This window comes from Sphingobacterium sp. UBA6320 (assembly GCF_002440335.1).
In the GTDB taxonomy this organism is placed as follows: Bacteria; Bacteroidota; Bacteroidia; order Sphingobacteriales; family Sphingobacteriaceae; genus Sphingobacterium.
The window spans coordinates 49,059-70,651 of record NZ_DJTA01000019.1 but is presented as its reverse complement, the minus strand read 5'-3'; the positions used below and the strand labels follow the sequence as shown (position 1 = coordinate 70,651).

The window sequence follows — 21,593 nt, the reverse complement described above, 5'->3', positions numbered from 1 at the left end:
TTACTTTTCTTTCTCGCCTCTATAATCCAGTTCTAACTCATGTGCAAAAACACGATCTTCGGCATCCTTAACCGAATTAACAATGATAAATCGGGTTTGCAAATGTGTCATTTCCAATACATCGAGAACTTCAGAGTCTAAATTTGCAAGAATAAAAAGTCCACCACTTGAATCACAAAGGCGATTCGCCAATAGCGCTAGACGAATACTGCTTTCATCTATTTTTCGCACATTGGATAGATCTAAAATAATATTACGCTGACCAACCGTATTTCTCAGCAGAAATTCACCTTTCAGTTTTACGGCTTTTTCTGCATCAAGGTTATCACAAAGCGGTTCTATCACAATATAACGGTCATGCTTATCAATCGTATATTTCATAATTTAGATTCTTTCAATTAATACTTTAATTGTTTTAAAGCCTGTGCAACATGACGTTCAACACGGTTTAAAACGTCTTCCTCATTTGGATAGACAAACTTTTCGCCTACAATATGCTCATAAAGTTCGATATATCGTTCAGAAATTGATTTTATTATTTCATCTGTCATCTCCGGCACTTGTTGTCCATCTTTACCTTGAAATCCATTTTCAATTAACCATTTACGAACAAATTCTTTGGACAACTGTTTTTGCGGTTCACCACTTTCTTGACGTTCGGCATAACCTTCTGCATAAAAATAACGTGAAGAGTCTGGTGTATGAATTTCGTCAATCAAGATGATTTCGCCATCTTTTTTTCCAAATTCATATTTCGTATCGACCAAGATCAATCCTCTTTCCGCTGCGATTTCTGTACCACGTTGAAATAACGCTTTTGTATATTTTTCCAACTGGATATAGTCCGCTTCGCTAACGATTCCTTGAGCTAAAATAGCGTCTCTTGAAATATCCTCATCGTGACCTACAGCAGCTTTGGTAGTCGGAGTGATAATAGGTTCAGGTAATTTATCATTTTCTTTCAGCCCTTCTAGCAATGATTCACCACATACGGAACGCTTACCCGCACTGTACTCACGCCACGCATGACCCGATAAATAGCCGCGAATCACCATCTCTACTTTAAACGGCTCACACATGCGACCAATAGTCACACTTGGATCTGGAACAGAAACTACCCAGTTTGGAATAATATCTTCAGTTGCTTTCAAAAATTTAGCTGCGATCTGGTTCAATACCTGACCCTTGTAAGGAATAGGCCTTGGCAACACGACATCAAATGCCGATATACGGTCGGAAGCAACCATCGCCAAATATTCATGTGCAATGGTGTACACATCACGTACTTTACCTCTATAAAAAGCGGTTTGATTTTCGAAATTAAAATTTGTTTCTTGTATTGCGTTCATATTATGAGTGGATAGTCTTTCACTATCTCCATTTTATTATTGACTATTAAATATCTCCGTATGCTTCTAAAATACGTTTTACCAATTTATGACGTACGACATCTGCTCCACTTAAATGAACAATATCGATTCCTTCAATATTATCCAGCAACCTGACAGCTGTTGCTAGTCCAGATTGGTTTTTTCTCGGTAAATCAATTTGCGTTACATCGCCAGTGACAATAAATTTTGCAGTTGGCCCCATTCGGGTCAAAAACATTTTCAATTGCATATCTGTCGCATTTTGAGCCTCATCCAGGATCACAAAACAGTTGTCCAAAGTACGCCCACGCATAAATGCCAATGGGGCAACTTCAATTGTTCTATTTTCCAAATATCCTTTCAATTTTTCAGGAGGAATCATATCGTCGAGTGCGTCATACAATGGACGAAGATAGGGATCCACTTTTTCCTTCAAATCTCCAGGTAGAAATCCTAAATTTTCACCAGCTTCTACTGCCGGTCGTGTTAGGATGATACGTTTGATTTCTTTGTTGCGCAACGCACGGACAGCTAAGGCAACAGCTGTATAAGTCTTGCCTGTACCTGCAGGACCAATTGCAAATAGGATATCACTTTTAGAAATGCTATCCACCATCTTTCTTTGATTTGGTGTACGGGCACGGACGATAATCCCATTTGGACCATATACGATAGGTTCCGCACCGATCGAGGCCGCTTTTTCTGCTAACAACTTTTCCTCTTGTTCTGCAGACCCAGAGGCTGCCTGCATCAGATTTTCCAAATCCATCAAAGAAAGTTTGTTGTACTTTTCCAAATGGCTGATAACATCGTCAAAGGAATTTTTAAAAGATTCGAGTTGTTTTTCATCACCCAGCACTTTCATTTCATTGCCTCTAGCGACAATTCTCAATTTGGGATATTGCTTTTTTATATAGTCAAAGTGCTCATTTTGAGCACCCCAAAGTATCGCTAGATTGACATCATCCAATGTAATTTGCAATTCGTTCAAATCATTCAATTTAAGGTGAATTATTTCCGTAATGGTAACATACTAACAACCATCAACCAATATTCAAAAATACAGTATTAATATGAATTCTGACAGCAGAATATACAATAAAAATAAAAAAAAGAGTTCATTATTTATTTTTATATTGGTGGCTATCAAGATTAAAAAGTCAGTTCTTAATCGGAGCGTATGGAATATGATGATTGTATTTATTTTTATCAGAAGACATTACGTACTTTTGTGTACCTTTTCTTTTTTTTGAGTTAATTTTACATTAATTTTGAGGTTTTGGTTGATAGATTAAATCCATAACAAAAAGAAATACAGGGTATATCATAAAGGGAAATAAACAAGAATGGGAGTTATTACATTAACAACAGATTTAGGACATAAAGATTTCTATCAGGCAGCATTAAAAGGCAGTTTGATATCGGAACTCCCCGATGTCCGAATTGTTGATATTACGCATGAAATACCTGCCTTCAATATTCCGAGAGCGGCATTTGTATTGGCTAACGCCTATCATTATTTCCCAAAAAAAACGGTTCACATTATTGGGATAAACACATTATTTCACGAAGGCTCGCGCTACGTAGCAATGCGCTATAACGATCATTTCTTTGTCGGAGCTGATAATGGGATATTCAGCTTGCTTTTAAATGGAGAACAACCTCAGGAGCTTGTCGAAATAAACCTGATTCAGGATCTTCGATACCTGCATTTCCCGCTGGCGGATATATTGACCAAATCGGCCTGCCATATCGCAAAAGGAGGTAAATTGACTGACATTGGCAATAGCATTGACCAAACAGTAGAAAAAGTGACCTTACAACCGATATTCGACAACGACACGATTCGTGGCAATGTCGTTTATGTAGATGCATTTGGAAACGCAATCACAAATATCTCTAAAGAACTTTTCAATCGGGTTCAAAAAGGAAGAAGTTTCACCTTATATTTTAAAAGAAGTGAAACCATCACCAATCTTTCTTGGAATTATAATGAAGTAACCGAAGGAGAAAAGCTATGCTTGTTTGGAATTAGCAATTTTTTGGAAATCGCCATGAATAAAGCCAATGCAAGTCAACTATTGGGCTTGTTTGACGATGAGTCACATATCATCCGGATCGAATTTCACAATTAGTTGCTCCATGGATTATTAAACTTTTTCACGATTCATCTGTCTTACACGAAGGTTTTAAAAATATCTTAATATGCAGTCATTAAAGCGACTTTCTGTTCTTTTTCTCTTTTTAATAAGCTTATCTGCCTCTGCTCAAAACGCAGACTCCACTTCCTTTGAAGCACAACGAATGCGTGTCAATAAGCTCATTGAAGACCGAAAGGTAAAATTTGGAGAATATGATATGAGTTTGGAGAAGAAAACAGGAATATTTGGACTGTTTAAATCAAAAGATGATATGCAGAAGACCATCGATATTTTAAAAAATATCGTCATCACCGACAATAATATCTTTCTTGAAACACGCAGACTTATCAGCATCAAAGATGATGAAAAACAAAAATTTCAAAACTTAGCTTCGGAATATGATAAGCAGGTTTCAGCCTATATGGCGACCATCAATAAACTGCAAAAAGAGAACGAAAAGCTCAAAAAAGAACGTGACAACACAGATTCCAGCGATAAAAGCACAAATATTTTTCTATATATCGCCCTAGGTATCATAGCTGTACTGGGTTATTTGCTGTATCAAAACCAAAAAATTACTAAAGGATGATAAGTGATTGACCTAGAGTGCTTATTTTTGCAGGTCTCAATATTAAATTGATGGTCTATGGCAAGAGGATTTAACAGCGGAAATAAACAAGAAGAAGAACTACCAAAACCGAAACTTAATAAGGAATTATTTAAAAAAGCGGCACAAATTCTTTCATATCTAAAACCTTTTAGAACGAAGTTTTTGTTAGGTATGCTTTTTTTAGCTCTTTCTAGTTTAGCTATGCTGACGTTCCCAGCACTTTTGGGTGCTATGATCGACGCCGCGGAAGGAAGACAAACCTATAAATGGCTCCCTGCAAACGTATTCGAAATCGGCTCTATCGCTTTCGCTATCCTCACCTTTACTTCAATCGTATCCTTTTTTAGAATTCGCATTTTTGTTGAAATAGCAGAAAAATCTCTTGCTTGTATACGTAGAGATTCTTACCAAAAATTAATGTCTCTTCCGATGGAGTTTTTTGCAAATAGGCGCGTTGGAGAACTAAACAGTAGACTGTCTGCAGATTTAGCACAGATACAGGATACCATGACCACTACATTAGCTGAAATCTTGAGACAATGCATCAGTTTATCATTTGGCGTAGCTTTATTGGTTTTTGTGTCGCCAAAATTGGCTTTAATGAATCTTTGTATACTGCCGATACTCGTTGTTACAGCCATCGTTTTTGGTAAATTTATCCGTAATCTCTCCCGTCAAGCTCAAGATAAATTAGCAGAATCAAATACCATCGTTCAAGAGACCTTACAGGGTATTAGCAATGTTAAAGCTTTTGTAAATGAATATTATGAGACCAAGCGTTATTCAAATAAGCTCGACGCAGTTGTCAAATTAGCAGTGCGAGGGGCGACTTACCGTGGCGCATTTGCTTCTTTTATTATCTTCTGCATATTTGGAGCTGTCATTGCCGTCATTTGGTATGGTTCGACGCTCGTGTTTCTGGGAGAAATGTCTGTTGGAGATCTGACCACTTATATCTTATATTCGATGTTTGTTGCCGGTTCGATGGGAAGTTTTCCAGAGCTATACGCCAATATTCAAAAAGCTTTGGGCTCCAGTGAACGCGTTTTGGAAATCTTAAGTGAGGAACAAGAGCCCATCACGATTGATGAAACTTCTAAGGAAATCAGAAAACACTTTCATGGTGACCTGACATTCAATAATGTATCCTTTTCTTATCCAAGTAGACCAGATATTAAAATTTTAAAAAATATCACTTTTCATGCTAAAGCGGGACAAAAGATTGCTATCGTCGGTCCAAGTGGTATCGGAAAGTCGACCATAGCTTCTTTGGTGTTGCAGTTTTATAAGCCCGATGGCGGCGAAATACTTTATGATGGCATGAGTAGTGAAGAATATTTACTGACCGACATCCGCAATCAAGTCGCTATTGTACCTCAAGACGTTCTTCTTTTTGGAGGCACCATTCGTGAAAATATTGCTTATGGCCGATTGGATGCCGAAGCAGATCATATTATTACTGCTTCAAAACGAGCTAATGCCCACGAGTTCATCATGAACTTTCCCGAGGGTTATGATACACTCGTTGGTGAAAGAGGCGTCAAATTATCTGGTGGTCAACGCCAACGTATCGCTATTGCCCGTGCTTTATTAAAAGATCCAGCCATATTAATCTTAGATGAAGCAACTTCATCACTGGATTCTGAATCTGAGAGACAAGTTCAGATGGCATTGGAAGAACTGATGAAAGGCAGAACTTCAATTATAATCGCACATCGACTGTCTACAATTGTAGACTCTGATCAAATTATGGTGATCGAGAATGGTACCGTCTCTGAATCGGGTAATCATATCGAACTGATGAGCAAAGGCAGTGGGCTCTACCATCATCTATACTCCTTGCAGTCAAAACAAAAGGTTCAAATGTAAAAATTTGTTAATTAAGTATCACTCTCAAAACTTTTCTCTTACTCAGCTGTTTATTTGGTATCATAGTTGAATGAACTACATTAGAGAATATAAAATATGAGCGATATGAAAAATAAAAATGGATTAGTAGCATTTGCGTTAGTAGGTTTAGCAGCAGGTGCTGCAGCATGGTATTTATTAGGTACTGATGACGGTAAAAAACAATTAAGTCGTGCTAATGACGGTATTAAAGATCTAACTCGTTCTTTAAAAGACGTATCAAAGAGAGAAGCAAAGAGAGCACGTAAATTAGCAAATCAGGCTTCTGAAGAATTACATGCTTTAAAAAACAAAGCTACAGAAGGTTTGGGATCATTAAAAGATAAAGCTTCTGATGAATTTGATGCTTTAAAATATAAAGCTAAAGAAGCAGGCAAAGAAGCGTTGAACAATACCAATGGAGCGGCGCATAAATTAGCTGATCACGTTGATGCTGCTGTTGATGCAGCAAAAAGCAAAGTTGATAAAGCATAATACTTTTTAAATTTACTTCCCCGTTGCACTATTCACTCAGCATATTACAATTCATTTGTATCTTTGTGCTGTATGAATTTACTACAACAGGTAAAAACTTTAGTCTATAAAGATGCTATTCTAGAATGGCGGTCTAAATACGCCATCAATAGCATTTTACTATATGTAATATCTACAGTATTTGTTTGCTACCAAGCATTCAAATCTGTAGATGCTACCATATGGAATGCACTCTTTTGGATCATCATGTTATTTGCATCTGTCAATGCAATAAATAAAAGCTTTATCCAAGAAAGCCAACAACGCCAGCTCTATTATTATTCCATCGTAAACCCCAGAGCAATCATTCTTTCTAAGATTTTCTACAACATGTGCTTAATGGCGTTTTTAGCTATAATAGCATTTGTAACGTATTCCATTATTTTCCGAAATCCTTTAGGAGATCCTTCCTTGTATTTTTTTACGGTTATCCTCGGCAGCATTAGTTTTGCTTCGGTATTCACGATGGTATCTGGCATAACGTCAAAAGCGGGCAACAATAGTACCCTGATGGCCATCTTAAGTTTTCCCGTGATCATCCCTTTATTAATTGTATTGATTAAGCTGTCGCAAAATGCCATGCAAGGACTAGATCGGGCACAAAGTATAAATGAAATCGTCGTTTTAATTGCAATTAATATCATCACAATAACTGTTTCTTTATTGTTATTTCCTTACCTTTGGCGGGATTAATTGCTCAATTACAGTTTTTAAATATTCATTATAATGAGAAAAAGTTGGTGGAAAATTTTGGCAGTAGTCTTAATTTCATTAGTCATAATCGCAGGTCTACTTGCTCCTGTACCTGTCTTACCTATTCTTCATGAAAGCATCCGAAATGTATTTTTCCACGTCCCGATGTGGACTGCTATGCTTGTCCTATATTTCATCTCCGTCATCTACAGCATCAAATACCTGAATACGGGTAAGCAAGAGTATGATTTCATGGCTGTAGAAGCCGTCAATACGGGTATTACCTTTTGTTTTATGGGTTTGGCTACCGGTATGCTCTGGGCTAATATAACATGGGGAGATCCATGGCCCAATGATCCGAAACTCAACGGATCTGCTATTGCCACCTTGATGTATTTGGCCTATTTGGTATTAAGAAATGCCCTTGAAGAGGAACAAAAAAGAGCAAAAATATCTGCTGTTTATAATATTTTCTCTTTCCCGATTATGATCGTTTTGCTCTATATCTTACCCAAATTAACAGATTCTTTACATCCGGGAAGTGGTGGTAATTCAACTTTTGGGACTTTGGATATGAACAACCAGTTGCGCCCGATATTTTACACAGCTGTTATTGGTTGGATTTTGATCGGCGCATGGATGCTTTCCTTACGTTACCGCATGCGCCTAATCGAGAGCAAACAAAATGAAATTAATTAGTTTTTTAAAATTTATTACACTGGATATGAAAAAGTTATCACTGTCAATCGCTTTAGTTTTAATGTCAACATTGAATATATTTGCGCAAAGCGATATTGATATGGCTACTGGGCTAAGAAGTTCAGGTAAAATATATGTGGTTGTTTTGGTTATGCTCGTTCTATTTTTAGGAGTGGCTAGTTATTTGTTTATCTTGGATAGAAAAATAACAAAATTGGAGAAAAAACAAGATCAGAAATAATTGCCATTTAAGATCTTTTAAGCAATGCTATCATAGGAAAAATATGATGGCATTGTCGGTTATTACAATACCAATTCGAAATTAAAATAGTAATATTGTAGGTAATAAATGAAAAAGGGTATACATGATTATCAGTCAATTTAGGAAATACACACCCATTAATATTGTTCTTCTTATCCTTATCGGGTTTTTCTTATGCTTTGGCGTATTCATTCACCTACCGGAAAAACTTACTCCTATTCTATTTGAACCCGCTTTGGGCAATTTATTAGGGAAAGATGGGATCAATACCCTATCTCCTCAAATGAATGTGCTGGTCACATTAGGTTTGACAATTATTCAGGCGACCATACTCAATCGTATCATCGGCCATTTCAACTTGTTGGGTAAACCTAGTTTTTTGGTGGCTCTTATGTACTTGACTCTGGCCAGTTTATTTTTACCTTTCCTGGTCATATCCCCTACGCTAATCTGTAATTTCATTTCCGTGTGGATGCTAAGCAAATTATTGAGCTTATACCGCCAACAAGATATCAAGGCGCTCATGTTTGATCTGGGTATGATCGTAGCAATCGGAAGCTTAATTTATTTCCCATTCATTATTATGTTTCTCTTGCTGTGGATCAGTCTGATCATATTCAGACCGTTCAATTGGCGAGAGTGGGTCTCACCTTTATTAGGTTTTGCTACCATTTATTTTATTCTTGCGGTGATTTATCTTTGGCTAGGAAGAATACAGGACTTTTATAGCATCTGGCTCCCCTTGACCAAGACATTTCCGACAACCGTTCAAATGGAAATCCATGATTATTTTGTGTTGATTCCCATTCTATTTAACCTGATTCTTTTTCTATTCATTCTAAAAGATAATTTTTTCAAGAGTGTTGTCCATATTCGTAAATCATTTCAGCTCTTATTTTTTATGTTAATACTAGCCTTAGGTTCATTCTATTGGAACAAGCAAATAACAGAAACGCATTTTCTATTATGTGCTCCACCTTTAGCGATTTATATGGCTTACTATTTCACACATGCGAAGAAGAAGTGGGTTTTTGAGAGTGTATATGCGATCATTATTTTAACAATCTTGTATTTTCAGTTTTTCTAAAATTTTAGGAATCAGTAGTTTAACCTTTTTTAACAAAATCAACTCTACAAGGTCGCAAAAATTAAATAGTTTTGTATGCTGAGAAGATCATCATAAATTATAAATTGGATTCGATTTTTGACCCATTATTACGGTCTTTTCGCATATATTTAGAATCTTTGAACACAAAAAATTAATATCATTTAAATAAAATATAAGTTTCGCAACTTTAATCTATAATCATGCAGAAACGCTTTTTAAGCTCCATTACAAATAAAGTACCTCAAGTGTTATTGACTTTAGGCTTATTATACAGCTCGTCAGCAGCATTTGCGCAGAAGTCGACGTCTGCATCTCCCTATTCACAGTTTGGCTTTGGCCAAATGCGTGAAGATCTACTTCCACAGCAACGTGCTATGGGTGGTTTATCAACTGCTATTCGTTATTTTGGATCAGTTTACAATACCAATCCAAGCAATCCAGCTTCTTATTCTGCAGCTCAGTTCAGTACTTTCGATGCCGGATTATATGGCAACTTTACGCAATTGAGCAGTAGTAACAAGACTGACAATACCGCAGATTTTGCTTTCAGTCATATCACCATGACTTTTCCAATGAAAAAAGCGGGTGGTATTAGTATGGGTCTTTTACCTTATTCTGATCTGGGATACAACTCGAACAGCGTACAAAAATTAGACTCCATCAATTATAGAAAAGTATTCACAGGAGAAGGTGGTCTTACAAAAGCATATTTCGGATATGGTGTTAATGTGACGAAAAACTTGAGCGTGGGTGCCAATATTTCTTATTTATTCGGAACATTAAATGATTTTAGGCGAACAGAATTCCCGTACAATTATGGTGCGCTAAATGTACAGCAGCAAGATAAACGTGAGATTCAAGGTATGAGTTTTGACTATGGTGCACAGTATTATGCAACCATTAAAAAAGAGTACTCATTAACGATCGGTTACTCCGGATCACTTAACAATGCTATCCATGACCGTACGACATCTTATACCACTCGTATAGCTCCTTCGGCAAATAGCGAAGACTCCAATATTGCACTAGATACTATTTATAAGACAGATCGTGTCAGAAGGGATCTAAACCTTCCTTTGAAACACAACGTCGGGATTACATTTGCAAAAACGAACCGTTGGTTAGTTGGTGCTGAATTTAAATATGCGGATTGGTCTAAGTTTCAAGTCAGAAAAGATGAAGCAAACCTAAAAACAAACTATGGTTTTGCTATTGGTGGACAGATCACACCCGATCCAACTTCATTTAAATATACCAACTTGATGGATTACCGTATCGGTTTCCGTTATAATAAAACACAATATTATATCAATAAACAGGATATCAATGATATGGCGATCACCTTTGGTGTCGGCCTTCCTTTAGCAAGAAACCCATATTCAGGGGCTTTTTCTAAAATTAATATCTCGGCAGAATTGGGACAGATGGGTACTATCAACAACAGCTTGATCAGAGAAAGATACGTAAACTTAAATGTTGGTTTTACCTTGAATGACCGTTGGTTTAGAAAGAATTCAATTGATTAATCAAGATATCGTTATGGCAACGCATACAATTGCCTCAAAAAAGCATGATACATTGCCTCTACTGCTCCTTCTTGCAGTAGGGGCAATATTCTTTACGGCATGTGAACCCGATCTTAAGGAAGTGGACCGCATTGCCAATCTTAAAAAAGAAGAGGCCGTGGATATTTCTCGTCATGTCAATGTGATCTACAGCGATTCTTCTGTCGTAAAAGCAGAAATGAGTGCCCCCGAAATGCGGATCAAACACGATAGTACACAGGTCTATGAGTTCCCGCAGGGAATAAAAATCATATTCTACGATAAGGATGTACGCGAGACGCAACGGATCACCTCGGATTATGCCATTCAGCACGAAGCTGCAAAGACCACAACTTTTAAAAAGAATGTTGTGGTAACCATGGCTGATGGATCAATTATCAAAACGGATGAAATCGTATACGACGAAGCTCATGAATCCTTTTATAATCATATGCCTATAACAGCCTATTTCAAAGACAATAGAGGAAATCTACAAGGCTCTTCATTCACTTCAGATAAGGATTTTAAGAAAATAAATATTCAAAATTCGACCGGAGTGATGATCGTAAAAGACAATAGTATGTTTCCCTCATTTGGTCAGTAGAAACCGTTCAAAACAAATTTGAATGAAATAAGTTTCGCTTAATCAGAAATTATTACTCTTTTTTTTATAAAAATTGTATCTTGCACCGCATTTAGGCATACTATTTCCTAAATAATGGTATTAACAAGTATTTAAACAATAATAAACACAATAAACAGACTATGGGATTAATGAGCTTTTTGCGCAACCGAGCTGGTTTCATATTAACAGGAGCTATGGCTGTGGCAATTCTAGCATTTTTATTAGGAGATGTTGTCAAATCTGGAACTCCGTTTTGGGCTAAAAACCAAAATCGCGTAGGAGAAATAAACGGAGAGAAAATCGATGTACAAGAATTCAACCAACAAGTTGATCAAACAGCAGAAATGTTTAAACAACAAATGGGTGGAAACTTGACTCCTCAAATGAAATCATACGCTGTACAACAGGTATGGAATCAATTGTTGCAAAAAGAAATCCTAAAAGGTGAAATCGAAAAAATCGGTTTAGAGGTTGGTAAAAATGAATTAAATGATTTGGTAACAGGTCAAAATCCTTCGAATCAAATCATTCAAGCTTTTACAGATCCACAAACAGGTCAATTTAATCGTAACCAGCTTGTCACATTCATCTCACAAGTGAACAGCTCAGGCAATGCTCAAGCTGCTCAACAATGGGAAATGTTATTAGCTGCTGTTAAAGAAGAACGTTTGAACAACAAATACACAAGTTTATTAAATAATAGTGTGTATGTTACTTCATTAGAGGCTAACGATGAATACCAACAACGTAACAAATTAGCAAATTTCAAATACGTATTATTGGATTATGCATCGGTTAAAGATAGTGAAATCAAAATCACAGATGCCGATTACCAAGCGTATTACGATGAGCATAAAAACTCATTTAAAAATCAAGAAGAAACGCGCACTGTAGAATACGTTGTTGTAGATGCTCGTCCAACAGCTAAAGACATCAACTTTGCAAAAGAGACAATCAACAAGCTAAAAACAGAATTAGCGACTTCTACTAACGATTCCTTATTTGCTTCTATCAACTCCGACAATAAATACCCATATACTTTTGTTAAGAAAGGTCAATTAAGTCCTGCTTTAGACTCTGTGCTTTTCAATGTTCCTGCTGGAACAATAGTAGGTCCTTATGAGTCTAATGGTTTATTTGAAATTGCAAAAGTAACTCAAACAACCGTAGGTCCTGATTCAGTAAAAGCGAGCCACATCCTATTAAATGCAACTGCAGAAGGTGGTGTTCAGAAAGCATTAGCAAAAGCTGACTCGATCAAAGGTTTGTTGGCTAAAGGGGAGAGCTTCGCTTCACTAGCTGTTCAATTTAGTACTGACGAGGGTAGTAAAATTAATGGTGGAGAATTAGGAACTTTTGCACGTGGTCGTATGGTTCCTGTTTTTGATAATGCAGTTTTCAATGGAAAAACGGGTGATATCAAAGTAGTGGAATCACAATATGGTGTGCATATCATCAAAATCGAAAATCAAATTGGTTCTGCAAAATATGTTAAAGCTGCCATCGTAGATAAAGCAATCATTAGTGGTAAAGAGACATTAAGCAATGCACATAGCAAAGCGAATGCCTTCTTAACCGTTGCTACAGCACAAAACTTCGCTCAAGAAGCTCAAAAATTAGGTTTAAAAGCAGCAACAGCTTCTCGTGTATTAGCTATGGATAATACATTGGATGGCAATGAAGCTCCTAGAGAATTGATCAAATGGGCTTTCGACGCTAAAAAAGGAGAGATCTCGGATCGCGTTTTCGAAACAGAACAATCTTATATCTTAGCACATCTTGTGGATGTTCAACCTAAAGGTGTTTTACCGTTGACAGCTGTGAAAAAAGATATTGAGCCTGCTGTTAAGAATGCTGTTAAAGCAAAATTATTGACAGAGAAAATGAATGCTGCATTAAGTGGTGCCGCTTCGCTTGATCAAGTAGGTCAAAAATTAGGTAAAACTCCAGTAGCAGTTGAGAATATCGTTTTGGCAAATCCTGTAATCCCTGGTGTATCTTTGGAAAATAAAGTAGTGGGTACCGTATTTGGTTTACAGCCGAATAAACCTTCTAAAGCAATTGAAGGAGCACAAGGTGTGTATGCTGTTCAAGTAAATGGTTTTGTTAATCCTGCAGCTATTCCTGACTTAAATGCACAGAAAAAACAAATATTAGCTTCAAAAATTCAACGTTCATGGGCTTCTATTTTCAAAGCGCTTCAAGATAAATCAGAAATCACTGACAATCGCGTGAAATTCTTTTAGAATATTTTTAATTAACTTTGTAGCCGGACGAGTATATCGTCCGGCTTTTTTATTATTTGATATGGATATTCAAACTGACATTGTAAATAAAGTTGCTCAAAGTGGTATCATCACTGTAGATCTGGCTAAATTCAAACCGACAGGTGAACTTGTGGAGTACGATATCAAGGATAATCTTTTTCATGGCTTGATCTTAAAAGAGAAGGACTTTAGAGACTTTATCAAAAACCATGACTGGTCAGCCTATACAGGCAAACATGTGGCGATTACATGTTCTTCTGATGCGATCGTTCAAACTTGGGCCTATATGCTATTGGCAACCAAATTAGAGCCATTTGCAGCAACTGTTGTATTTGGAGATCTTGCAGAGCTAGAACGCATTCTCTATGCCAAAGCTATTGCTGAAATTGATATGGCAGCATATACAGACCAGCGGGTGGTCGTGAAAGGTTGCGGCGATATCAAAATTCCTGAATCTGCCTTTGTACAATTCTCGACGAGCTTGGCCAAAGTAGCTAAAAGTATCATGTATGGGGAACCATGTTCTACCGTTCCCGTGTTTAAACGTAAATAGCGGTATTCGTAATTTCAAAATATTTTTGTATTCTTACGTATATGAAAAAGCTAGTCTCGTTAACACTCTTAATACTCAGTTTCTGCGGTCAGATATTTGCTCAAGAACTCCCTCATTTAAAAGAATCTGCATTTAAAGGCGGTGAAAAATTGCAATATAAGTTGAAATACGGATTTTTATCTGCAGCCACAGGTTTATTAACGGTCACCGATACTAAAAATGGAAACGGTGCCTCTGCATTCAGATTGTATGCGACGGGAAAAACTGCTGGGGCTTTTGCTCTCTATACTGTAAAAAACGAATACAATTCATATATTGATGGTAAATCTTACCTTCCTTATTACTATACCGAAAATATCAGAGAAGGTGGCTACAGGCGTAATGATAAGGTAACATTTGATCAAAAAAGCAGATCAGTAAGCGGAAATAAGGGCAATTTTAAAAGTACAGTTTCACAAACTTTTGATTTATTATCAGCGTACTATTTTGCAAGAAACTTAGATCTTTCATCAGTCAAACCTGGAGAGTCGTTTAAATTAACCTATTTCCTAAATGACGAGATTGCGACGTTAGGGATTACTTATATTGGTGTAGAAACCATAAAAACAGATTTAGGATCTTTAGAATGTCTTAAATTCAGTCCGGAGATAAAGCCAGGCAGAATTTTCAAGAAAAACAGTAAGCTCTATCTTTGGGTAACCAATGATGGCAACCGTATTCCGGTGAAAGCTAATGTAGACATTTTGATCGGTTCTGTAACATTAGAACTTATACAAGCCGATGGCTTGAAACATAAACTTGGCCAAAGGGCGAGTTATTCAAAATAAATAATATCATGATAGAAGTAGGAAATGTATTAGTGCACGAAGATTTGATTAACAATGATTTCGTATGCAATCTTTCCAAATGCAAAGGCATTTGCTGTATAGAAGGGGATTCCGGCGCTCCATTGAAACAAAATGAGCTGGCTATACTAGAGGAGATCTATCCAAAAGTAAAACCTTACATGACAGCTAAAGGCATAGAAGCAATAGAAGAGCAAGGGACACATGTAGTCGATATGGATGGTGATCTAACGACGCCCTGTGTAGATGGCAATAAAGAGTGTGCGTATGTAACCTGGGAAAACGGAATCACAAAATGTGCGATCGAAAAAGCCTATGAGCTAGGAGATATCAATTGGAAAAAACCAATTTCATGTCACCTCTACCCTATCCGTACGACAAACTACCCAGAATTTGATGTGCTTCACTATGACCGATGGCATATTTGCAAAGATGCTTGTACATTTGGCAAAGAGCTACAGGTCCCTGTGTACAAGTTCCTTAAAGATCCCTTGATCCGAGAGTATGGTGACGAATGGTACCAAAAATTAGAGAATGCCGTAGATTCATTATAATCTATTGCTTATATTTATAGACATTTAAGGAGATAATAGTGGTTTTTAACCATCTTTCATGCTGAAATTAAAAGAAATACAACGTCCCATCCTCAAGGAATTGGCAACTTTTGAAACTGAATTTAAAGCTTCAATGAAAAGTTCCATTCCTCTGTTAGATCGTATCACAGGATATATTGTTAAAACCAAAGGAAAACAGATGCGTCCCATGTTTGTTTTCTTTTCGGCGGGTCTATGTAATGGTATAAAAGACTCAACCTATCGTGGTGCTTCGTTAGTCGAATTGCTACATACAGCTTCTTTGGTACACGATGATGTCGTGGACAATGCCAATGAGCGTAGGGGCTTCTTTTCGGTAAACGCACTTTGGAAAAATAAAGTCTCTGTTTTGGTTGGTGATTTTTTACTTTCCAAAGGATTGCTGCTTTCAGTGAAACACCAGGAATATGATTTACTGAAAATTGTTTCTGAAGCTGTGGAACAAATGAGTGAAGGCGAGTTATTACAGATTGAAAAAGCGCGCAAACTAGACATTGAAGAGTCGATTTATTTTGAAGTGATCCGTAAAAAGACCGCCTCATTGATTGCCTCTTGCTGTGCATGTGGCGCCTCTTCATCCGGTGCCAACGAGCTAACAGTGAAAAAACTGCATGCTTTTGGTGAAAAAATCGGCATCGCCTTTCAGATAAAAGATGATTTGTTTGATTTTGGAATAGATGATGTCGGCAAACCACTTGGTAATGATATCAAAGAAAAGAAAATGACCTTGCCTTTGATATATGCATTAAGCCAATCCGATAAGTCGGAGAAAAGAAGAATCATCAATTTGGTTAAAAACCATAGTGAAGACAACAAAAAAGTAGCAGAAGTCATTGCATTCGTTAGACAAAGTGGCGGGTTGGAGTATGCAACTGAAAAAATGTTAGCTTACCAAAAAGATGCTTTTAAAATATTAGATGAATTTCCTGATAATGAATATAAAACAGGATTGCTAGAGCTTGTCAAATTTACAACTGAAAGAAAAAAATAGAAAATGAGTCACGAGATCATGTTTTTTGGAGGATTTTTAATCTTCATTATTTTAATGTTAGCTATCGATTTAGGTGTGTTTTCAAAAGGAGACAAAACTGTATCCCTAAAAAGTGCTGCCATCATGAGTATCATATGGGTACTTTTAGCATTAGGCTTTTACTGGGTATTACGGCACTATGGCCACGAATTGCACAATATCCATGATCTAGATCACCTACAACAAGTCATCAAAGCCCATCTGCATGATGTTAAAATCATTCCTGGCGATCTAGAGGGGAGCATCGCATTATATAATAATAACCTTGCCTTAGAATTTATCACAGGCTATGTGGTCGAATATGCCCTTTCTGTTGATAATATCTTCGTGATGGTACTCCTATTTTCTTCTTTCGGTATTCCAGAGCGTTACTACCATAAAGTATTGGTATGGGGAGTTATTGGAGCTGTGCTCATGCGCTTTATCTTCATTTTCCTTGGAGCTGCCTTGATTACAAAATTTGGATGGATTCTTTATATATTCGGTGGATTTTTATTGATAACGGGTGTTAAAATGTTCTTAAATAGAAATCAAGAAGATGAAGTAGATCCACAAAACCACCCTGTCGTAAAATTTGCCTCTAAATATTTTAAAGTAACACCAAAACTTGACGGAGGACACTTCTTCCATGTTGAAAACGGCGTCAAATACATGACTCCTTTATTCTTGGTTTTACTGGTGATCGAATTTACAGATTTAATCTTCGCGGTAGATTCAATTCCTGCCATCTTCTCCGTGACAAAAGATGCCTATGTCGTGTTTTTCTCTAATATCTTTGCGGTATTAGGTTTACGCTCCATGTTCTTCTTATTGGTCAATATCATCCACAAGTTCCATTACTTAAAGGTGGGATTAGCATTTTTATTAATATTTATCGGTTTAAAAATGTTGCTTCACCACTGGCTGGTACAAATTGGATTTTCAACGTCCCATTCGTTGATTATCATCGTCAGCATTCTAGTGATTAGCGTCGTTGCATCCTTAATGTTTCCGAAGAAACAAGATCTCAAAATAGAAAACTAAAAAACAACGGGGCTTTAAAAGCCCCGTTGTTCGTTCAACACAATTTTATTACAATCATTTTCAACGATTGGCACACTGATAACTGAATTTATTTTTAATTTAGCATTATAAAATCATTAACTTTTTAAAAATGAATTGGAATAAATCACTCGTATTAGCGGCATCCTTATTTGCAGCTTCTTTACAAGTAGTACAGGCTCAGGACAATTTAATTAATGCCCTAAAAACAAATCAAAATGATAACAGTAAAGCTGGATTTACTTTTACTGAGGTCATTAATTTAAAAAATACTTCTGTTAAAAATCAAGGTTCTTCTGGTACATGTTGGTCTTACTCTGGTAACTCATTTTTAGAGTCAGAAATGATCAGAATGGGAAAAGAACCCGTTGAGATTTCACAAATTTTCTCTGCTCGTAATACCTACTTAGGCAAAGCCAAAAATTACGTTCGCTTACACGGTGGATTGTCTTTAGGTGAAGGTGGTCAATTTCATGATGTTTTAAATGCATTCCGCCACTACGGTGCTTTGCCACAAACGGAGTACACAGGTTTACACTATGGATCTGATAAAAATAATTTTGGCGAGATGACCAACATGTTGGATGCGATGTTAGCTACTTTTGTAAAGAGCAAAACATTAACGCCAAACTGGGAAAAAGCATATACTGCTGCAATGGATTCATATTTAGGTGAGGTACCTAAAAGCTTCCAATACAAAGGTAAAAGCTACACCCCTCGTACATTTGCTGATCAAGTGATCGGAATTAAACCTGATGAATATGTGGGTATTGCATCTGTTACTGATCAACCTTACTACAGCAAATTTGTATTATTGATTCCAGATAACTGGTCTTTTGATAGTTTTTACAATGTTCAGATCAATGATTTGACTGATATCATTGACAATGCCTTGAATAATGGATATACAGTAGCTTGGGCAACGGATGTTTCTGAGAAAAGCTTCAGCTGGAAAAATGGAGTAGCATACGTACCTGCAAAACCATTCGAGCAAATGACACCACAGGAACAACAAGAAATGTTTGTTGGTCCTAAACCTGAAGCAAAAATTACAGCAGAAGAAAGACAAAAAGCTTTTGACAACTACCAAACAACAGATGATCATGGTATGCACATCGTTGGATTGGCTAAAGATCAAACAGGTAAAGAATACTACATCGTCAAAAACTCTTGGGGTGTTACAAATGACTACAAAGGTTATTTATATGTAACAAAAGAATTTGTTCGTTACAAAACAACATCACTTTTAGTTCATAAAGACGGTATTCAAAAAGATTTAAAGTCTAAAATGAAGATCTAATCCTACATAAACAAGGATTATAAAAATGGGTTACAGAAATAAATTTCTATAACCCATTTTTTTTACAATTTTATTACATAACTTTAGTAGAATTACAAATTAATTAATAACACTATCTACGAATTGGTTATGAAAAAGATATTATTATTCCTCCTAATTTTACCTTTCATCGCGATCGGGCAAGAGAAAGGGATAACATTCGAGCGGGGACTGAATTGGAACCAAATTAAAGAAAAGGCAAAGAAAGAGAATAAGTATATTTTCGTTGATATATTTACCACTTGGTGTGGACCTTGCAAGTACATGTCATCGACTGTATTCCCTCAAAAAAAAGTTGGCGATTTTTTCAATACAAAATTCGTCAGCACTAAAATTCAAATGGATAAAACTGATACGGACAACGAAGAGGTCAAAAGCTGGTATGAAGAAGCTGAGCGCTTTGCTAAAGATTATAAAATAGCGGCGTATCCCACTTTTCTGATTTTCAATCCACAGGGAGAACTTGTCCACCGTATGGTCGGTGGCGGAGAAGCTGATGAATTTATTGAACGTACTAAAGACGCTCTACATCCAGAAACTCAATATTATGCCTTATTAAAAGATTTTGAAAATAATCCAACTGATCTATCTTTAGCACATCGCATGATTAAAGCTGCAAATACAGCTTACGATGAAAGCACTGCCATAAAAGCAGAGGATGTGATCATTTCGCAAACAAAATCCCAAGATCTAACTAAAGAGTGTGCATCTTATTTAATCGCTAATACACGTACAACACAATCTAAAGCTTTTGAATTACTCCGAAATAACCCTGAAAAAATAGATTCGCTATTGGGCAAATATGGTGAAGCAAACCGTGTTGTTGCCTCGGTTGCGATCAATGAAGTTTTAGGAACTAAAATCGATTTTAACAACGAGCCTAATTGGGAAGCCTTAAAAAGCGAGATCAATGAAAAATATAGCAACATCAATTTTGAACCTATTTTCAAACTGATGAAAGCGCAGTATTATGTACAGTCCCGCAATTGGACATCGCTAAGAGATATCATCGACAGCTACTTGACATCTGAAGATTTAAGCTCTAATCAATTAAACAGCTTTGCTTGGGAGGTATTTGAAAATAGTAATGATGCAGCATGTCTGGATGCAGCTCTAAAATGGAGTAAAAAAGCTGTTGAGCAAGATGCCAGAAGTGCCTATTTAGATACTTATGCCAATTTATTATATAAAAAAGGCGATAAAACGAATGCGATCAAGTGGCAAGAACAAGCATTATCACTTGCTAATGATGACGAACAAGAGAATTACTCGGATACGCTATCGAAAATGAAGAGTGATCTTCCTACTTGGGAATTATAATAGTAGAGAATGGTCAATAATCATAAAAAAGGGTTGAAAACGATGCGTTTTCAACCCTTTTTTATGACTAGCCGATAAGGGCTAACTATTTTTTAAAGATTTCATATCGATTACGAATCGATATTTCACATCAGACTTGATCATACGTTCGTATGCTGTATTGATATCTTGGATATTAATCACTTCTACATCCGAAACAATTCCGTGTTCACCGCAGAAGTCTAACATCTCTTGTGTCTCTTGAATACCACCGATCAATGATCCCGCTAAGTTTCTACGCTTGCCGATCAATAAACCACCATGTACAGCAGGAAGAGGTTCAACCGCTCCGACAATACACATCGTTTTATCCAATTTCAATAAATTCAAATAAGGATTGACATCATGTCCAACCGGAATGGTATTTAATAAGAAGTCAAAGCTATTGGTATGTGCTTTTAGCTGTTCTGCATCTTTAGAAATCAAAACCTCATCAGCGCCTAGTTTTTTTGCATCTTCTCCTTTTTCAGGTGATGTCGTGATCATCACAACATGAGCTCCTATCGCTTTAGCAAATTTAACGCCCATGTGTCCCAATCCTCCAAGACCAATAACCCCAACTTTATCTCCTTTTTTCACATTCCAATGGCGTAAAGGTGACCATGTTGTTATACCTGCACATAAGAGAGGTGCAGCTGCTTGTACATCAATATTTGTCGGAATACGCAAGACGAAATCTTCTTCCACCACAATGTTCTCCGAATATCCACCATAAGTAATACCACCATATTTGGATTTAGAGCTATTATAGGTACCGATCATACCACTTTCGCAGTATTGCTCCAATCCTTCATCACATGGATGACAATGCTTACAAGACTCGACCATACAGCCAACACCAACAAGATCGCCGACCTTATACTTGGTTACCTTTGGACCAACCTCCAATACACGACCTATGATCTCGTGTCCTGGAACCACTGGGTAATGTGGTTGTCCCCATTCTGCCCTTGCTGTGTGAATATCACTATGGCAAACACCACAATATTCAATATCAATAAAAACATCTTTATCCTGCAGATCGCGACGTTGGATTTGATGTGGTTTTAAATCTTCAGCCTCTGAAAAGGCTGCATATGCTTTTGTACTCATG

Annotated in this window: 22 protein-coding genes; 18 read left to right on the top strand and 4 right to left on the bottom strand. The window is 36.8% G+C overall.

Going from position 1 to position 21,593, the window contains the following annotated elements; genetic code table 11:
• The 3 genes from B3P23_RS11640 to B3P23_RS11630 are packed head-to-tail and all read right to left on the bottom strand — an operon-like array spanning nucleotide 1 to nucleotide 2,361.
• Complete coding sequence (locus tag B3P23_RS11640) at nucleotides 1-381, bottom strand: STAS domain-containing protein (RefSeq protein WP_045755770.1); 381 nt, start codon at nucleotides 379-381, stop codon at nucleotides 1-3.
• A 17-nt stretch (nucleotides 382-398) separates the two neighbouring features.
• Nucleotides 399-1,349, bottom strand: coding sequence for a phosphoribosylaminoimidazolesuccinocarboxamide synthase (locus tag B3P23_RS11635; RefSeq protein WP_293926115.1), 951 nt, complete (start codon nucleotides 1,347-1,349; stop codon nucleotides 399-401).
• A 46-nt stretch (nucleotides 1,350-1,395) separates the two neighbouring features.
• Nucleotides 1,396-2,361, bottom strand: a complete 966-nt coding sequence (locus B3P23_RS11630) for a PhoH family protein (RefSeq protein WP_045755884.1) — start codon at nucleotides 2,359-2,361, stop codon at nucleotides 1,396-1,398.
• A 355-nt stretch (nucleotides 2,362-2,716) separates the two neighbouring features.
• Between B3P23_RS11630 and B3P23_RS11625 the strand changes: the two genes are divergently transcribed.
• From B3P23_RS11625 to B3P23_RS11540, 18 genes are all read left to right on the top strand, one after another.
• Nucleotides 2,717-3,505: an SAM hydrolase/SAM-dependent halogenase family protein gene (locus B3P23_RS11625; RefSeq protein ID WP_045755772.1), complete on the top strand. Its 789-nt coding sequence runs from the start codon at nucleotides 2,717-2,719 to the stop codon at nucleotides 3,503-3,505.
• Between the two features lie 70 nt (nucleotides 3,506-3,575).
• On the top strand, nucleotides 3,576-4,100 hold the full coding sequence (locus B3P23_RS11620) for a hypothetical protein (RefSeq protein WP_293926112.1): 525 nt from the start codon (nucleotides 3,576-3,578) through the stop codon (nucleotides 4,098-4,100).
• A gap of 57 nt (nucleotides 4,101-4,157) precedes the next feature.
• On the top strand, nucleotides 4,158-5,990 hold the full coding sequence (locus B3P23_RS11615) for an ABC transporter ATP-binding protein (RefSeq protein WP_248754851.1): 1,833 nt from the start codon (nucleotides 4,158-4,160) through the stop codon (nucleotides 5,988-5,990).
• Nucleotides 5,991-6,095: 105 nt separating this feature from the next.
• Nucleotides 6,096-6,503, top strand: a complete 408-nt coding sequence (locus tag B3P23_RS11610; RefSeq protein ID WP_293926107.1) for a hypothetical protein — start codon at nucleotides 6,096-6,098, stop codon at nucleotides 6,501-6,503.
• A 72-nt stretch (nucleotides 6,504-6,575) separates the two neighbouring features.
• Nucleotides 6,576-7,235 carry a heme exporter protein CcmB gene (locus B3P23_RS11605; protein ID WP_045755775.1) on the top strand — a complete coding sequence of 220 codons (660 nt, stop codon included), beginning with the start codon at nucleotides 6,576-6,578 and terminating at the stop codon, nucleotides 7,233-7,235.
• 33 nt (nucleotides 7,236-7,268) lie between these two features.
• Nucleotides 7,269-7,934, top strand: a complete 666-nt coding sequence (ccsA, locus tag B3P23_RS11600) for a cytochrome c biogenesis protein CcsA (RefSeq protein WP_045755776.1) — start codon at nucleotides 7,269-7,271, stop codon at nucleotides 7,932-7,934.
• A complete protein-coding gene (locus B3P23_RS11595) occupies nucleotides 7,921-8,175 on the top strand; it encodes a CcmD family protein (RefSeq protein ID WP_293926103.1) in 255 nt (84 codons plus the stop codon). Before ccsA ends, B3P23_RS11595 begins: the two co-directional genes overlap by 14 nt.
• A gap of 124 nt (nucleotides 8,176-8,299) precedes the next feature.
• A complete protein-coding gene (locus tag B3P23_RS11590) occupies nucleotides 8,300-9,283 on the top strand; it encodes a DUF6427 family protein (RefSeq protein WP_045755777.1) in 984 nt (327 codons plus the stop codon).
• Nucleotides 9,284-9,504: 221 nt separating this feature from the next.
• Nucleotides 9,505-10,830 carry a hypothetical protein gene (locus B3P23_RS11585; protein ID WP_293926100.1) on the top strand — a complete coding sequence of 442 codons (1,326 nt, stop codon included), beginning with the start codon at nucleotides 9,505-9,507 and terminating at the stop codon, nucleotides 10,828-10,830.
• Nucleotides 10,831-10,843: 13 nt separating this feature from the next.
• Nucleotides 10,844-11,452 carry an LPS export ABC transporter periplasmic protein LptC gene (gene lptC, locus B3P23_RS11580; RefSeq protein WP_045755887.1) on the top strand — a complete coding sequence of 203 codons (609 nt, stop codon included), beginning with the start codon at nucleotides 10,844-10,846 and terminating at the stop codon, nucleotides 11,450-11,452.
• 161 nt (nucleotides 11,453-11,613) lie between these two features.
• The gene (locus B3P23_RS11575) at nucleotides 11,614-13,719 is read left to right on the top strand and encodes a SurA N-terminal domain-containing protein (protein ID WP_293926097.1); all 2,106 of its coding nucleotides are present in this window, start codon (nucleotides 11,614-11,616) and stop codon (nucleotides 13,717-13,719) included.
• Between the two features lie 61 nt (nucleotides 13,720-13,780).
• Nucleotides 13,781-14,293, top strand: coding sequence for a DUF2480 family protein (locus tag B3P23_RS11570; protein WP_045755780.1), 513 nt, complete (start codon nucleotides 13,781-13,783; stop codon nucleotides 14,291-14,293).
• Between the two features lie 41 nt (nucleotides 14,294-14,334).
• Nucleotides 14,335-15,120, top strand: a complete 786-nt coding sequence (locus B3P23_RS11565) for a DUF3108 domain-containing protein (RefSeq protein ID WP_045755781.1) — start codon at nucleotides 14,335-14,337, stop codon at nucleotides 15,118-15,120.
• Nucleotides 15,121-15,128: 8 nt separating this feature from the next.
• Complete coding sequence (locus B3P23_RS11560; RefSeq protein ID WP_045755782.1) at nucleotides 15,129-15,692, top strand: DUF3109 family protein; 564 nt, start codon at nucleotides 15,129-15,131, stop codon at nucleotides 15,690-15,692.
• 58 nt (nucleotides 15,693-15,750) lie between these two features.
• Complete coding sequence (locus B3P23_RS11555; protein WP_094771731.1) at nucleotides 15,751-16,722, top strand: polyprenyl synthetase family protein; 972 nt, start codon at nucleotides 15,751-15,753, stop codon at nucleotides 16,720-16,722.
• Nucleotides 16,723-16,725: 3 nt separating this feature from the next.
• Nucleotides 16,726-17,784 (top strand): TerC/Alx family metal homeostasis membrane protein, encoded by a 1,059-nt coding sequence (locus tag B3P23_RS11550; RefSeq protein ID WP_045755760.1) that lies wholly within the window; start codon nucleotides 16,726-16,728, stop codon nucleotides 17,782-17,784.
• Nucleotides 17,785-17,914: 130 nt separating this feature from the next.
• Nucleotides 17,915-19,102, top strand: a complete 1,188-nt coding sequence (locus tag B3P23_RS11545; RefSeq protein ID WP_045755761.1) for an aminopeptidase C — start codon at nucleotides 17,915-17,917, stop codon at nucleotides 19,100-19,102.
• Nucleotides 19,103-19,231: 129 nt separating this feature from the next.
• Nucleotides 19,232-20,461: a thioredoxin family protein gene (locus tag B3P23_RS11540; protein WP_045755762.1), complete on the top strand. Its 1,230-nt coding sequence runs from the start codon at nucleotides 19,232-19,234 to the stop codon at nucleotides 20,459-20,461.
• Between the two features lie 81 nt (nucleotides 20,462-20,542).
• Here B3P23_RS11540 and B3P23_RS11535 read toward each other — a convergent pair whose 3' ends face one another.
• Nucleotides 20,543-21,592, bottom strand: coding sequence for an NAD(P)-dependent alcohol dehydrogenase (locus B3P23_RS11535; RefSeq protein WP_045755763.1), 1,050 nt, complete (start codon nucleotides 21,590-21,592; stop codon nucleotides 20,543-20,545).
• Nucleotide 21,593 lies beyond the last annotated feature (1 nt).